The sequence below is a fragment of the Chromobacterium indicum genome (assembly GCF_039708975.1).
GTDB lineage: Bacteria > Pseudomonadota > Gammaproteobacteria > Burkholderiales > Chromobacteriaceae > Chromobacterium > Chromobacterium piscinae.
Map to the genome: position 1 here is coordinate 26,983 of NZ_JAYFSJ010000023.1, position 13,683 is coordinate 40,665.

General features: G+C 62.8%; 12 protein-coding genes. 7 read left to right on the top strand and 5 right to left on the bottom strand.

Annotated elements, in window-relative coordinates:
* Nucleotides 1-263 precede the first annotated feature (263 nt).
* Complete coding sequence (locus VA599_RS22835; RefSeq protein WP_021475965.1) at nucleotides 264-431, bottom strand: putative motility protein; 168 nt, start codon at nucleotides 429-431, stop codon at nucleotides 264-266.
* Nucleotides 432-572: 141 nt separating this feature from the next.
* Between VA599_RS22835 and trxB the strand changes: the two genes are divergently transcribed.
* The 4 genes from trxB (at nucleotide 573) to VA599_RS22855 (ending at nucleotide 4,167) form a co-directional block, all read left to right on the top strand.
* Complete coding sequence (trxB, locus tag VA599_RS22840; RefSeq protein WP_104947403.1) at nucleotides 573-1,526, top strand: thioredoxin-disulfide reductase; 954 nt, start codon at nucleotides 573-575, stop codon at nucleotides 1,524-1,526.
* 16 nt (nucleotides 1,527-1,542) lie between these two features.
* On the top strand, nucleotides 1,543-2,178 hold the full coding sequence (locus VA599_RS22845) for a Smr/MutS family protein (RefSeq protein ID WP_104947404.1): 636 nt from the start codon (nucleotides 1,543-1,545) through the stop codon (nucleotides 2,176-2,178).
* 71 nt (nucleotides 2,179-2,249) lie between these two features.
* Entirely contained in the window at nucleotides 2,250-2,705 is a 456-nt protein-coding gene (locus VA599_RS22850; RefSeq protein WP_021475962.1) for a peroxiredoxin, read from the top strand.
* A gap of 58 nt (nucleotides 2,706-2,763) precedes the next feature.
* Nucleotides 2,764-4,167: a PhoH family protein gene (locus VA599_RS22855; protein WP_021475961.1), complete on the top strand. Its 1,404-nt coding sequence runs from the start codon at nucleotides 2,764-2,766 to the stop codon at nucleotides 4,165-4,167.
* A 91-nt stretch (nucleotides 4,168-4,258) separates the two neighbouring features.
* On the opposite strand, the gene VA599_RS22860 is transcribed toward VA599_RS22855, so the two are convergent.
* The 3 genes from VA599_RS22860 to VA599_RS22870 all read right to left on the bottom strand — a co-directional run bounded on the left by VA599_RS22860 (nucleotide 4,259) and on the right by VA599_RS22870 (nucleotide 6,265).
* Nucleotides 4,259-4,573 (bottom strand): hypothetical protein, encoded by a 315-nt coding sequence (locus VA599_RS22860; protein ID WP_346790776.1) that lies wholly within the window; start codon nucleotides 4,571-4,573, stop codon nucleotides 4,259-4,261.
* A gap of 233 nt (nucleotides 4,574-4,806) precedes the next feature.
* A complete protein-coding gene (locus tag VA599_RS22865; protein WP_346790778.1) occupies nucleotides 4,807-5,667 on the bottom strand; it encodes a methionyl-tRNA formyltransferase in 861 nt (286 codons plus the stop codon).
* 382 nt (nucleotides 5,668-6,049) lie between these two features.
* Entirely contained in the window at nucleotides 6,050-6,265 is a 216-nt protein-coding gene (locus VA599_RS22870) for a sigma factor-like helix-turn-helix DNA-binding protein (protein WP_021475958.1), read from the bottom strand.
* Between the two features lie 475 nt (nucleotides 6,266-6,740).
* Between VA599_RS22870 and VA599_RS22875 the strand changes: the two genes are divergently transcribed.
* Entirely contained in the window at nucleotides 6,741-8,408 is a 1,668-nt protein-coding gene (locus VA599_RS22875; RefSeq protein WP_021475957.1) for an ABC-F family ATP-binding cassette domain-containing protein, read from the top strand.
* Nucleotides 8,409-8,537: 129 nt separating this feature from the next.
* On the opposite strand, the gene VA599_RS22880 is transcribed toward VA599_RS22875, so the two are convergent.
* Nucleotides 8,538-9,974, bottom strand: a complete 1,437-nt coding sequence (locus VA599_RS22880; protein WP_104947406.1) for an alkaline phosphatase family protein — start codon at nucleotides 9,972-9,974, stop codon at nucleotides 8,538-8,540.
* A 300-nt stretch (nucleotides 9,975-10,274) separates the two neighbouring features.
* Here VA599_RS22880 and VA599_RS22885 point away from each other — a divergent pair, with 300 nt between their 5' ends.
* Nucleotides 10,275-12,434 carry a hypothetical protein gene (locus tag VA599_RS22885; protein ID WP_346790781.1) on the top strand — a complete coding sequence of 720 codons (2,160 nt, stop codon included), beginning with the start codon at nucleotides 10,275-10,277 and terminating at the stop codon, nucleotides 12,432-12,434.
* A gap of 29 nt (nucleotides 12,435-12,463) precedes the next feature.
* Nucleotides 12,464-13,675, top strand: a complete 1,212-nt coding sequence (locus VA599_RS22890; RefSeq protein ID WP_346790783.1) for a ferritin-like domain-containing protein — start codon at nucleotides 12,464-12,466, stop codon at nucleotides 13,673-13,675.
* Nucleotides 13,676-13,683: the final 8 nt, after the last annotated feature.

The following is a 13,683-nucleotide window of genomic DNA, read 5'->3' on the forward strand; positions in this document are numbered from 1 at the left end:
ATCGACTCCTGGTTGCTGGTTTGCTTGGGAGTCGATTATTGTCCTGCCAGTGTCAATTGATAATTAGCCTGGAGATTGGATGATTTTACCGTAAAATTTGAAAATCAACCCAGACCAACGCAAGGAGACGGTCTAGCCGGCTGGAACGGCATACGCTCAGGCGCCGCACCGCTCCCGAAGAAAAGGCTTGCCATGCTTCAGCGCCGTCAAATCGGAAACAAAAAAAGCGACCCGAAGGTCGCTTCTTCATGCGCTGCGCCGGTTCAGGCGCGCACGTCGAGATTCTGCCCCAGATGGGCGGGATTGGAAGCCTGGATCTGCTGTGCGGACTGTTCCGCGCCCTGCAGCAGGGTCATGGCCGCCTGCGATTGCGCCTGCATCGCCTTTTTCAGCACCAGCGCCTGCGCATTGGTGCTGACATTCGCGCTCACTTGACTTAATCCATCCATACCCCAACCTCCACGTTTGACATGCTGCCATTACTTGCAGTGTAGCGGCCCGCAGGCCTGCTGTCACAACAAAACTGCTAGAATGTCAGCCAATCCACCCCTTTTGACGACAGGAAAACACACATGAGCGCACCCCGTCACAGCCCTCTGCTGATTCTTGGCTCCGGCCCGGCCGGCTACACCGCAGCCGTCTACGCCGCCCGCGCCAACCTGAAGCCGGTGGTCATCACCGGCATGGCCCAGGGCGGCCAGCTGATGACCACCACCGACGTGGACAACTGGCCCGCCGACGCGGAAGGCGTGCAGGGTCCGGAGCTGATGCAGCGCTTCCAGCAGCACGCCGAGCGCTTCGGCACTGAAATCCTGTTCGACCACATCCACACCACCCATCTGAGCGAGAAGCCCATCCGCCTGGTGGGCGACGCCGGCGAATACACCTGCGACGCGCTGATCATCGCCACCGGCGCTTCCGCACAATACCTGGGCCTGCCGTCCGAAGAAGCTTTCTCCGGCAAGGGCGTGTCCGCTTGCGCCACCTGCGACGGCTTCTTCTACCGCAACCAGGACGTGGCAGTGGTAGGCGGCGGCAATACCGCCGTGGAAGAAGCGCTGTACCTGGCCAATATCGCCAAGCACGTCACCCTGATCCACCGCCGCGACACCTTCCGCGCCGAGAAGATTCTGGTCGACAAGCTGATGAGCCGCGTCTCCGAGGGCAAGATCAGCCTGAAGCTGAACGCCACGCTGGACGAAGTGCTGGGCGACAACACCGGCGTGACCGGCGTGCGCGTCAAGCTGAACGACGGCGCCAGCGAAAACCTGGCGCTGACCGGCGTCTTCATCGCCATCGGCCACAAGCCCAACACCGACATCTTCAAGGGCCAGTTGGAAATGGACGCAACCGGCTACCTGATCACCAAGGGCGGCCGCGACGGCAACGCCACCCTGACCAGCATTGACGGCGTTTTCGCCGCCGGCGACGTGCAAGACCACATCTACCGCCAGGCAGTGACCAGCGCCGCCTCCGGCTGCCAGGCCGCCCTGGACGCCGAGCGCTACCTCGACAGCCTGAAGTAAACGCCGGCCCTGCATCATGAAGACCTTCAAGGACTCTCTGAAGGGCCTTCGCCAGACGCTGCGCCAGGCCGCCCCGCCGCGGGCGGCCTTGCCGCAGCCTGCAGTGCCCGAGGAGGCGGATTTCCGCCAATCGGTCGGCAAGGTCAAGCCGCTGAAGCCTGACGACCGCCACCATCCTCAGCCCCCCAAGCCTAGTCCCCGTCCGCGCAAGCCCAGCCAGGGTCCGGCGCTGCACGCGGCCGCCTGCCAGGAAATCCTGCAGCATCAGATAGGCTGGTTCGAACCCACTCACCAGTTGCAGCAGTACGCCCGCCCCGGCATGCCGTCCGCCACGCTGAAACGGCTGCGCCAGGGCAACTGGCCGGTTTGCGCCCAACTGGACCTGCACGGCTATACCCGCCATCAGGCGCAGGACGCGCTGGCGCTGTTCATACACCGCGCCCGCCACCGCGGCCAATGCGTGAAAGTGATCCACGGCAAGGGATTCGGCTCGCCGCAAGGAGAGCCGGTGCTGAAAAAGCTGGTGCGCAGCTGGCTGCAGCACCACCCCGACGTGCTGGCCTTCTGCGAGGCGGAAGCTGGCGGCGGAGGCGGCTCGCTGCTGGTGCTTTTGCGCCGCCCCGCGCCCGGAGAAATTCGCGACGAAGGATAACGTGACAACCGCAATGATAATCCGCTAAGCTCAAAACAAGGCGGACCCCTGCACACTACCAGGAGTTATGCATGACAGGCACACCCTGCCCCGACTTCACCTTGCCCGGCACCGCCGGCGCCGATTTTCAGCTCTCCTCCAGCCGCAAGCCGCTGGTGATCTACTTCTACCCCAAAGACAACACGCCCGGCTGCACCAATGAAAGCATGGCCTTCCGCGATCTCCATCCGGAATTCGCCGCGCTGGGCGCCGAAATCGTCGGCATCTCCCGCGACAGTCTGAAGTCCCACCACAACTTCAAGGCCAAGCTGGAGCTGCCGTTCGAGCTGCTGTCCGACGCCGAGGAGGCCGCCTGCGGCCTGTTCGGCGTCATCAAGATGAAAAACATGTACGGCAAACAGGTGCGGGGCATCGAACGCAGCACGTTCGTCATCGATGCTTCCGGCAAGGTGTCGCGCGAATGGCGCGGCGTGAAAGTGCCCGGTCACGCAGAGGAGGTGCTGGCGTACGTCAAGACGTTGAAGTAGCAAGCCGTAGCCGCCCGGCCGACCGGCCGGGCCAGAACATGAACAAGGGGACCACATCATGGCCGGCCGTAAAAAGACCACCGCGTGCAAACTGTTCGTACTGGATACCAACGTACTGCTGCACGACCCCACCTGTCTGTACCGCTTTGAAGAACACGATGTGTTCATCCCCATCATCACGCTGGAAGAACTGGACACTCACAAGAAGGGCATGTCCGAAGTGGCGCGCAACGCCCGCCAGGCCAGCCGCTTCCTCGACGACATCATCAGCGGCAAAGAGCTGGACATCTCCGAAGGCATCCCCCTCAAGCACGCCAGCCGCGACGCCGCCAGCGGCAAGCTGATCCTGCAGACCCAGGCCATCAATGGCACCCTTCCCTCGTCGCTGCCCATGGGCAAGGCCGACAACCAGATTCTCGGCATCGTGATGGCGCTGAAAGGCCATTACGAAGGCCGCGCCGTCATCCTGGTGTCCAAAGACATCAACATGCGCATCAAGGCCCGCGCGCTGGGCCTGGAAGCCGAAGACTACTTCAACGACAAGGTGCTGGAAGACACCGACGTGCTGTACACCGGCACGCGCGAGATCGAGCAGATCTTCTGGGAACGCAACAGCAAGGACATGAAGTCTTGGCAAGACCACGGCCGCAGCTACTACCAGCTGGCCGGACCGGACTGCAACGGGCTCTACGTCAACCAGCTGTTGTGGCACGAGGGCGAGAAGCCGTTCCAGGCGCGGGTGATCAAGGTGGAAGGCAAGACCGCGGTCCTGGAAACGCTGAAAGACTACAGCCACAACAAGAACAACGTCTGGGGCATCACCGCGCGCAACCGCGAACAGAACTTCGCGCTGAACATGCTGATGGATCCCAACGTCGACTTCATCACCCTGCTAGGCCAGGCCGGCACCGGCAAGACGCTGCTGACGCTGGCCGCCGGATTGGCGATGACGCTGGAGCAGAAGATTTACAGCGAAATCATCATGACCCGCGTCACTGTGCCGGTGGGCGAAGACATCGGCTTCCTGCCAGGCACCGAAGAGGAAAAGATGGCGCCGTGGATGGGCGCGCTGGAGGACAACCTGGACGTGCTCAACAAGAGCGACGACGACGGCGGCGACTGGGGCCGCGCCGCCACCCGCGACCTGATCCGCAGCCGCATCAAGGTGAAGAGCCTCAACTTCATGCGCGGCCGCACCTTCCTCAACAAGTACCTGATCATCGACGAGGCGCAGAACCTGACGCCGAAACAGATGAAGACGCTGATCACCCGCGCCGGCCCCGGCACCAAGGTGGTCTGCCTGGGCAACGTCAGCCAGATCGACACGCCCTACCTCACCGAAGGCAGTTCCGGCCTGACCTACGTGGTGGACCGCTTCAAGGGCTGGGGCCACTCGGCCCACATCACGCTGCAGCGCGGCGAGCGCTCGCGGCTGGCCGACTACGCCGGCGAAGTGCTGTAAACGCAAGGGGCGCGGCAAGCTCTGCCGCCCGCCGCGCCCCGAATGGCGAAACGGCGTCCGCCTCGCCGCGGACGCCGCTTACCTCCTGCCCTTACAAGTCTTCCTGTTCGCGCATGCCGCGCAGATAGCCCAGCAGGCACAGCACAGCCACGCCCAGCACCAGCAAATCCAGCGCGAACCATTTCTTCGCATCCCGCATGCTCTCGCTGCGGGACATCAGCTCGGCGGCCAGCGCCAGCCTTTCCACGCCATCCCGCGGCTCCGCGGCCGCGGCCCGCGCGGAGGCCTTGTCGGCGCACACCACGCATACCCGCGGCGGCAGCTCATTTCCCAACTCATGCCAACTCGCCGCCAGCACCACGGCGCAAAACGCGCAAAACAACAACAAAAACCTGATCATTCCCATTCAGCGCGCCTCCGCGCCGACCTCATCCGCCCTGCCATAAAGACAATCGCCGCCAGGCGCATGCCCTGCGGCGATTTCCAGCCGGCGTTCCGCACGCCTGCCGATCACTCCCCAACTGTTCACATTTTTTAACAATCACCGGACAGGGTCAATCAATCAGTCCCGCTCAGGACAATCCCGCGGCATTCGCGCCACAAAAATGCCATTAGGGTCAGGCAGAGGCCTTCCCCGACTCAGCGCCGGCCGCACCCCGTCACCGCGTCCGGCCCGTACAGGCTCCACTCGCTGATCAGCAGCATGCCATCCCCAGTCGCCACCAGCAGCTGTTCGGCTTGAGAATAAACCAGGCTGCCCGGCGCGAAACCATGCGTCTCGCTCCAGCCTTCGGCGCGATGGACGAAAAACGTGACGTTGTTGACGACCGCCGCGCACTCGAAATCGCCGAAAGCCCGCACCTGGCGCAGCAGCTCCGCCGTGGTGCGGTTGAAATCCAGCATCCGGTCACTGTCGGTCCACAGCGGCCAATAGCTGCCGCCTTCCCCTTGAGGCCTCGCTCCGCTCCACAAACGTTCGAAATCATCGGCCAGTTTATGGCTCAGGCGGTGCAGCGCCAGTTGCAGCTTGATGTCCAGCATCTGATGGCTGTCGGCCTCTCCCAGCGCGAAACGCTCCTGCGCCAGGATATCCCCCGCATCGAACTCAGGGCTCACTTTATGGCAGGTGCAGCCCCACTCGCGATGCCCCTCCAGCAAGGCGCGCACCTGCGGATAAGGTCCGCGCCCCATCGGCAACGGCGAGGGATGGAAATTGACCGCGCGCTTCAGATACGGCTTCCAGTCTGGAATGCGCCAGTTGTAACTGCCCACCAGCAGCGCTTCGCATCCCAGCTCCGCCAGTTCCTCCAAATCCTGCGGCCGCATCGGCGACAATTGCAACGGCAACTTGCGCTGCTCGGCGAAAGCCACCGACATCTTGTTGTGGTGCATCCGGTGGTCCACTGGCGTGCAGAACACCTTCACTGGCTGCCAACCCGCCTGCAGGAACACGTCAAGCACTGGTTTGAAACGATCGGAAAGGGTAATCGCGAAGCGCATGGCATCCACTCAGAGCAAGCAGGCCATCCGGCCCGATGGCTTGGTTATATCATTCGCCCTGCGCGCGCCTTCGGCGATGACACGCAAATTAACAGAAGCAGGCATCCGCCCATACATTCAAGCTGCGATCCTATCCAGCCATCCGCCGAAGGCCTGCCCGCAGTCGAAACCCACGGATGGCGCAGTAAATCTCCGACAAACCGGTCCGCTATGAGCATGCCGCGCGCCCTGCCCAGATCGATGCCGCGCCTGATCGCCATGCCCGCCGCGCCAGTAGCGCGAAATGCGGACGAGCAAGCAAAACCCGCCAGCGCCTAATCCACCACGACAAAAGGCCCGGAGGAAACACGCTCCGGGCCAATGTGCTGCAATGAACGGTTATTCAGCCTAGGGGCAAGTGCCCCGACAGGGTATTGAGCTTGCCGACCGCGCGGCGGAAGCGCGCATGCGCGCGGGATACGGTGGATTCGCTGATGTCCATCTGCTGCGCGGCGAAGTAGCCTGTCATGCCTTCCACCTCCATCAACCACACCGCCTCGCGCGAACGTTTCTTCATGCCGATCAGGTCGGCCACCACATTGAAATCGTCCAACTTCATCTTATGCCTCCCCATGTAGTCTCGGTTCCCGGCCTGCGCCGGTGAGCCAAACATGTCCTTGCACCTCCATCATAGATGCTTGCAGAAAAAATGCAGGTAGCGCGCGCCTCGCGGACCTCGTTTTTTTTGTCGCAGCCGCCAACGCTCGCAAAGAGAATTTTCCAGCGCCGCGATGAGCGATGCAGCTTACGCAGCGCCACGGACATGCCAGATCGGGAAATGCAGCGGTTTGAATGCTTCCCCATGTAGCCGCCCGAACAAACTCATGCCGGTTGGATGCCCAAATCCTTCACTTTCGCCCTCACTGCGACAAAGCCGCTTGCCCTCCAGTGGCTTGCATCTGCGTATAATCCCCCGCGTGCCTTGGAATTTTGTCCGAAGGCGCTATTGATTCATCGCATTCCATCGGGACGCAAGCGGTCGCCAGGACTGCTATTTTCTCGCTCCCTAAAATTTTGCAGCACGGCTATTCCCAATGATCATTCTGAAAAACGTGGCTTTGCGCCGCGGCACTAAAGTCTTGCTGGACGGCGCGACCGTCAGCATCAATCCCGGCGAAAAGGTTGGCTTGGTAGGGCGCAACGGCGCGGGCAAGTCTTCGCTGTTCGCGGTGCTGAACGGCAGCCTGCACGAAGACGGAGGCGATTTCTCCATTCCCAGCCAGTGGCGCATGGCGCAGGTGGCGCAGGACATGCCGGAAACATCGCAAACCGCCACGGAGTTTGTGGTGGAGGGTGATACCTTCTTGCTGGCGGCGCGGCGCGAAGTGGCCGAAGCCGAAGCGGGCGAAGATTACATGCGCATGGCGCATGCCTACACCGCCCTGAACGATGCCGGCGAGCACGACGCGCCTGCTCGCGCCCAGGCGCTGATCCTGGGCCTGGGCTTCAGCGTGGCCGAATTGCAGCAGCCGGTGAACAGCTTCTCCGGCGGCTGGCGCATGCGCTTGCAGCTGGCGCGCGCGCTGATGTGCCCGTCGGACCTGCTGCTGCTAGACGAGCCGACCAACCACCTCGACCTGGACGCGCTGGTCTGGCTGGAAGCCTGGCTCAAGCAATACGCCGGCACCATGGTGGTGATCAGCCATGACCGCGAATTCCTGGACGCGGTCACCAATGTCACCTTGCACATCGATCACGGCAAGCTGGTGCGCTACGGCGGCAACTACAGCAAGTTCGAGGACATGCGCGCCGAGCAGATGATTCTGCAGCAGGCCGCGCTGGCCAAGCAGCAGGAAAAGATGGCTCACCTGCAAAAGTTCATCGATCGCTTCAAGGCCAAGGCCAGCAAAGCCAAGCAGGCGCAAAGCCGCGTCAAGGCGCTGGAACGGATGGAAAAGATCGCGCCGGTGCTGGCCGATGCCGAGTTCCAGTTCGAATTCAAGGAACCGGGTAGTTTGCCCAACCCGATGCTGACCATGTCGCAGGCCTCGTTTGGCTATCCGGCGCCGGACGACGCCGCTGCGGGCACGCCGCCCACCGTGATTGTCAAAGGCGTGAACCGTTCGGTGCTGGCCGGCCAGCGCATCGGCATTCTGGGCGCCAACGGCCAAGGCAAATCCACGCTGGTGAAAACAGTGGCCGAAGCGTTGGTGGCCACCGGAGGCGAGATCATCCGCGGCAAGGGCCTGAATATCGGCTACTTCTCGCAGCAGGAACTGGACGTGTTGCGGCCGGAAGACGACCCGCTGCAGCACATGCTGCGATTGGCGCGCGAAACGCCGGCGCAACTACGCCCGCCGGCCAACGACTGCCGCGAGCAGGGCCTGCGCAACTTCCTGGGCACTTTCAATTTCAGCGGCGACATGGTCAAGCAGGCTGTGGGCAGCATGAGCGGCGGGGAAAAGGCGCGGCTGGTGCTGTGCATGATCGTCTGGCTGCGCCCCAATCTGTTGCTGCTGGACGAACCCACCAACCACCTGGACCTGGCCACGCGCGAGGCCTTGAGCGTGGCGCTGAACGAGTTTGAAGGCTCGGTGATGCTGGTCAGCCACGACCGCGCGCTGCTGCGCGCGGTATGCGACGAGTTCTGGATGGTGTCGCGCGGCGGCGTCAGCGACTTCGACGGCGATCTGGACGACTACCAGGTCTACCTGTTGGAAGAAGCCAAACGCCGGCGCGAGGAGGCGGCTGGCAAGCGATAAGTGCCAGGCGGCAGCGGCGGCGGCGGACCGCCTCCGCCGCTGCCGCGCGCGCTTGGCTTGCCGCGGATTCGCGCCCCTCGGACGGCGAGGCTTTCTTTAGTTCTTTAGCCTCGCCGCTCCGGCTTGGCCTCAGGCGCTGCCCACCAGCCCGCGCGCTTTCGAGCCCGCCTGGGCCGCATCCACGCCGAACATCGCCTGCAAGGCCAATGATTTGACGTCGGTGACGGACAGTTCCCCTTCGCAAGCGAAAGCGCAGTCGCTGATCAGCAGCGGCGCGTCCGCGGCATCGCGCGCGGGCAGCCCATGCGATCCCTTGACGATGCCGGCATCCAGGCCGATCACATCCATCAGGCTGCGCATGCCCAGCGCGCGCCTAGCCAGCCGGCTGGCCACGGCCAGCTTGGGAAAGCGGATGTTCGGGTCGATGAACAGCTCCGCCGGGTCGTAGCCGGGCTTGCGGTGGATGTCCACCGTGCGCGCGAAATCCGGCGCCCTGGCATCGTCCAGCCAATAGTAATAACTGAACCAGGCCTCATCCTCGGCCAGCGCGACGAAATCCCCGGCGCGCTCGTGGTTCAGGCCCAACTCGCCGCGCGCGCGCCCTTGCCACACCCCCGCCACGCCCGGGATGGACCGCAGAGCCTCCTCAACTTCGGCAGCCTTGCGCGCGCCCAAACCGGGCTGCAAATAGACATGGGCGATCTGGTGGTCCGCCACGGCGAACGCCTGGCATTGGCTGGGGTCCAGAATCTCCGCGCCCGCCTCATGCCGCACCTGCAGCAGACCCGCCTCGCGCAGATGGCGGTTCAGATGCACCGCGCGGCTCACCGGGGTGATGCCGTACTCTGACACCACCATCACCTGATAGCCCCGCTCCCGCGCATGGGCGATCAAATCCCCCGCCACCGCATCGATATCCCGCAGGGACTGCTGCACTGCGGGATGCTTCAGATCCGGTCCGTAGCGCTGCAGATCGTAATCCAGGTGGGGAAGATAGCTCAGCAACAGACTGGGACGAAAATCGGCCAGCGCCAGCTTGCTGGCTTCGGCGATCCAGCGACTGGATGCGATGGAGGTGGCCGGTCCCCAGAAATGGAACAAGGGAAACGGACCCAGCTCCGCCGTCAGCCGGTCCCGCCACTCGGCGGGCTTGGTGTGGCAATCGGGCAGCTTGCGGCCATCAGCCTTGTAAATGGGACGCGGCGTCGCGCCGAAATCATGGCTGGACGCCATGTTGTACCACCAGAACAAGTTGGCGCTGGAAAAGTCTGGATCATGCCGCTTGCCCGCTTCCCACAAGCGCTCGCCATGGACCAGGCGGTTGGACTGGCGCCAGAACCAGACCTCAGCCAGCTCGCGGAACAGCCAGCCGTTGCCGACGATGCCGTGCTGCTCCGGCGTCAGCCCGGTCAGCATGCTCGCCTGCACAGAACAGGTCACCGCCGGCACGATATTGCTCAACGTCCTGACTGCGCCCTGGCCGGCAAACTCGGCCAAGCGGGGCGTGTGCTCCCCGATGAGGCGCGATGTCAGGCCAACGATATCGAGCAGAAGCAGCGGTTGCATACATCCACCTTTCCCCTATCACGCGACTTGCGGCGGCCCGGACAAGAAACGCGCGGCGACACAGCCTAATCTGCCGCCTGGCTCGCCCCGCCCGGAAACCACCGCCTAGCCTCATCTGCCGATATAGGCATTTAGATACCAATAAACTCCACAATAGAATCAAAACAGCCAATCGTCATTGAAATTATTGAACCCCTCCCCTAGAACTACAGCTGATGCTCGCATCCTTTCCGTATTTGCCGTTCCCGCCGCATCGCAAAGCCGCTCAAGACCGTAGCAACCTTATCGAGGAGCTATCGCATGAGTTATCTCCAGTACCCCCGCCTGGCCTTCTCCGGCCTGTTTCAATCCGATGTCTCCACCGTCAACAACGATCCGCGCCATTTCGACAACGCCACCTTTGAACAGCGCTTCCAGGAACCGCGTTACCACCCCCCCGTGCAGGAAGACGCCGGCGGCGCTCAGGTCTCGATCAACAACGGCTGGTGGAACCCTTGGGGCACCGGCATCTTCGGACTGAAGAATTGCGTGGTGCAATCGGCGCTGGGACCGGATGGCCAGGAAATACTGAGCAGCGGCGAAGACGCCGCCGTCGGCCTGCTCGTGGGCAACGCCAACGACCAGCCTTCCGGCAAGATGGTGGATCTGGATCCGGACTGGCAGCTGGCTTCCTGTATTTACGGCCAAGTGATCACCCTGCGCGCCGCCAACGGACAAGTGCTGATGCGCGGCCAATACGCGCCCAACCCCTTCCGCGACCTGTGGTTCAACCGGGTGGGCAATATATCGGGCGACAGCGCGGCCTCCGCCATCTGGCAGACTCGGCTCACCCATGTGGAATGGGATCTGGACAAGATCGACAGCCCGGTGCTGCAAGCCTTGAAAGCCATCTGCGAGCAGCAGGGAAATATCCTGTCGCTGCGGCTGACCACTTACGGCTACGACGACGCATTGGGCGAAAGCTTCTTTTCCTACGGCATCCTGCTGGGCGCCATCGGCCCCGCTTTTGAGACCGAGCCGGAATCCTTCATTCTGGGCCGCCGCTTCATTCCCGCCAATAATCTGCTGCCGCCCGGCGCTTACCAGCCGCAAGACTATGTTCCCAATGTCGGCTGGTTCAGCGCGCAAGTGGTGACAAACGACAAAACCCAAAGCAGCACTCTGTACGTGGACCTCAGCAACGCGCTGCCCTTGGTCTACAAACCTTCCCAAACGCCGCCAGACGGCAGCCGCCCAAGGCCTGTGAGCACGCCGGAAACGACTTACGAGGTAGACATTCTCTGCGGCAGGGGCAGCGGCAATCCAGCAGCCCCTAAAGAAGGCAATAGCCAGCAGCTGTGGCAGCAACCCCTGATCATCGCCCAATTGACGTCGCAGACGCTGCCGACCAGCCCTTATCTGCAGCCGGGACAAACCGTTCCGGCTCCCGCAGCTGCGCAATATCAGCCGCTGGCGACCATCGACATCAGCAATGCCAATCTGCTCAGCCGCAGCGGCATTGTCGCAGTGCCGATTCCTGCATCCATGCAACCGAGCATCAACCAACTGCCGCTGGCGTTGCTGACGTCAGCCAATCCCAACACCGGCATCGCCTTGCTATTGTGCTGCGAAGGAAGCGGCGGCTGGGAAGTGCGCGCCGACCAATTCGCGCTGCGCCTTGACCCCAACGACGCGGAGGCCAACGTTTTGGACTCCGACGTTTACGTCGCGCAATATGGCGTGCCGCTGGCCAATGGCGACGTCACCCTGGCCGTCACCTCCACCGGTCCCCAAGTGGATGTGGGCGACTGCCCCTCCGACACCCCGCCGGAAACAACGCCCAAGGCTGCGACCCCCACGTTCAACGTGCCGGCGGAGCAGGTCCGCTTCACCCAGAACGCTGCGCGCACCGACGCCAACGGCATGGTGAAGCTTACCCTCAACGGTCCGCAGGCTCTGGGCTATCCGCGCTATTACATCGATGGCCAGTTGTTCAACTATGCCTACAACTTCGCGTCCGATCCCTCCGCTCCCAAGTCGGCGGCCCCGCAGCCGACGGTACAGCAAATGTTCGACCAGTACGCGATCGTCGTCCGCTCCACCTATGCGGTTCCCGATACGGTCACCTGGGAAGACGTGCAGCCCATCCTGCAACAGTACGCCAACCTGTACCCGGTGATGAGCCAAGGCCTGTTCGACTTCTCCAAGAAGGAACAGGCGGACGCCAACGCCTTCATCCTCAAGTTCGTGCTGGACAAACCGGACGACGACCCGGACCAGATGCCGGTCACCCGGGATCTGTCCAGCAGCAAGCGCCAGGCGCTGATCAAGTATTTCGACAGCGTGCTGCAAGAACAGGGCCGCCCCCCCAGCATGCTGGACATGTTCGGCAAGCGTTGCCCCACCCGAGGCGGCGGCTCTCAAAAAGACTGCCCCCAAGGCTCCGTCAGCTACGGCAAGCCCGACTGCCCGGCTAAATAACCGAGCTTCCATTTCGAAAGGGTACCAATATGCTGCGCATCAAACAGAGCATCATCAATCAATTGCTGAAGGGCTGTAGCCTGGATGAGCTGAAGAAAGCCGTGACTACCGCGATCGCGCTTGAGTTCTCCACCATCCCCCCCTACCTGACCGGGCTGTTCTCCATCATGCCCGGCAGCAATCAAAGAGCCTCCGCCCTGATCCAATCCGTCGTCACCGAGGAAATGCTTCACCTGACGCTGGCCTCCAATATCCTGATCGCCATCGGGGGCAATCCGGACATCGTCGCCATCGGCCGCTCCCTGATTTATCCGGGACCCTTGCCGGACCAGATCGACAATGATCTGCAAGTAGGGCTGGCCTCGCTCAGCAAACCGCAGCTGAAAAAAGTGTTCATGGCGATAGAACGTCCGGAAACCAAGCCGGGAGAAATCCTGCCTGGCGAGGAAGCGCCTCAACCCACGCCGGTCGACCCCGGCGAGTTCGGCTCCATCGGCCAGTTCTATAAGGCTCTGCTGACCGCCCTGGCCATCGCCAACGCCAACAATCCGGAACTGTTCTCCACACCCAGGCTGGATCAGCAGCTCGACATCAGCCAATGGTTCCCGCCGGTTCCCACCGCGCCGGCGGAAGGCAAAATCCGGAACCTCGACGACGCGGCGCTGGCGATCAACACCATCGTGATCCAGGGCGAAGGCATCCAGACCGAAGACGACGCCCATGGCAACCAAGAGGGCCTGCGCCTCGAAGGCAAGCCCCGGCATGCCAGGCTGAGCGAGCGGATACTGCCCCGGCATCGCCACGGCGTCGAGGGCGGCGCATCCGCCAACGAGATTTACCCTGGCGACGGCGACGGCGGCTACGCCCATTATTTCAAGTTCGGAGAGATCTTTTACGGCCGCGAATTGATGCCGGACCCCGAGGCCGTATCGGGCTGGTCGTACAACGGTGCGCCGGTGCCGCTGGATGAAAGCCAGATCTACAACTTCCTGCCCAACGCCGCCGTCAGCGATTACCTGCCCGGCTCATCCGCCTCCGTCGCCGCCCAACGCTTCTACGATGCCTACCAGATGCTGCTGACCAGCCTGAACCAGGTGTTCAACGGCAAACCGGCAGCCATGGACCGGGCGATGGGCCTGATGTACCAGCTGAAGCTGCAGGCGCAGCAGGTCGCGCAATGTCCGGTCGGCGGCAATGTCTCCAATCTGGTGGCTGCGCCGCCGTTCATGCTGATCCGTTGATCCCCCAT

What these genes read in the sequence shown, in the direction of transcription:
- trxB (WP_104947403.1), top strand. Translation starts at nt 573, where the DNA reads ATGAGCGCACCCCGTCACAGCCCTCTGCTGATTCTTGGCTCCGGCCCG.
- VA599_RS22845 (WP_104947404.1), top strand. Translation starts at nt 1,543, where the DNA reads ATGAAGACCTTCAAGGACTCTCTGAAGGGCCTTCGCCAGACGCTGCGC.
- VA599_RS22850 (WP_021475962.1), top strand. Translation starts at nt 2,250, where the DNA reads ATGACAGGCACACCCTGCCCCGACTTCACCTTGCCCGGCACCGCCGGC.
- VA599_RS22855 (WP_021475961.1), top strand. Translation starts at nt 2,764, where the DNA reads ATGGCCGGCCGTAAAAAGACCACCGCGTGCAAACTGTTCGTACTGGAT.
- VA599_RS22860 (WP_346790776.1), bottom strand. Translation starts at nt 4,573, where the DNA reads ATGGGAATGATCAGGTTTTTGTTGTTGTTTTGCGCGTTTTGCGCCGTG.
- VA599_RS22865 (WP_346790778.1), bottom strand. Translation starts at nt 5,667, where the DNA reads ATGCGCTTCGCGATTACCCTTTCCGATCGTTTCAAACCAGTGCTTGAC.
- VA599_RS22870 (WP_021475958.1), bottom strand. Translation starts at nt 6,265, where the DNA reads ATGAAGTTGGACGATTTCAATGTGGTGGCCGACCTGATCGGCATGAAG.
- VA599_RS22875 (WP_021475957.1), top strand. Translation starts at nt 6,741, where the DNA reads ATGATCATTCTGAAAAACGTGGCTTTGCGCCGCGGCACTAAAGTCTTG.
- VA599_RS22880 (WP_104947406.1), bottom strand. Translation starts at nt 9,974, where the DNA reads ATGCAACCGCTGCTTCTGCTCGATATCGTTGGCCTGACATCGCGCCTC.
- VA599_RS22885 (WP_346790781.1), top strand. Translation starts at nt 10,275, where the DNA reads ATGAGTTATCTCCAGTACCCCCGCCTGGCCTTCTCCGGCCTGTTTCAA.
- VA599_RS22890 (WP_346790783.1), top strand. Translation starts at nt 12,464, where the DNA reads ATGCTGCGCATCAAACAGAGCATCATCAATCAATTGCTGAAGGGCTGT.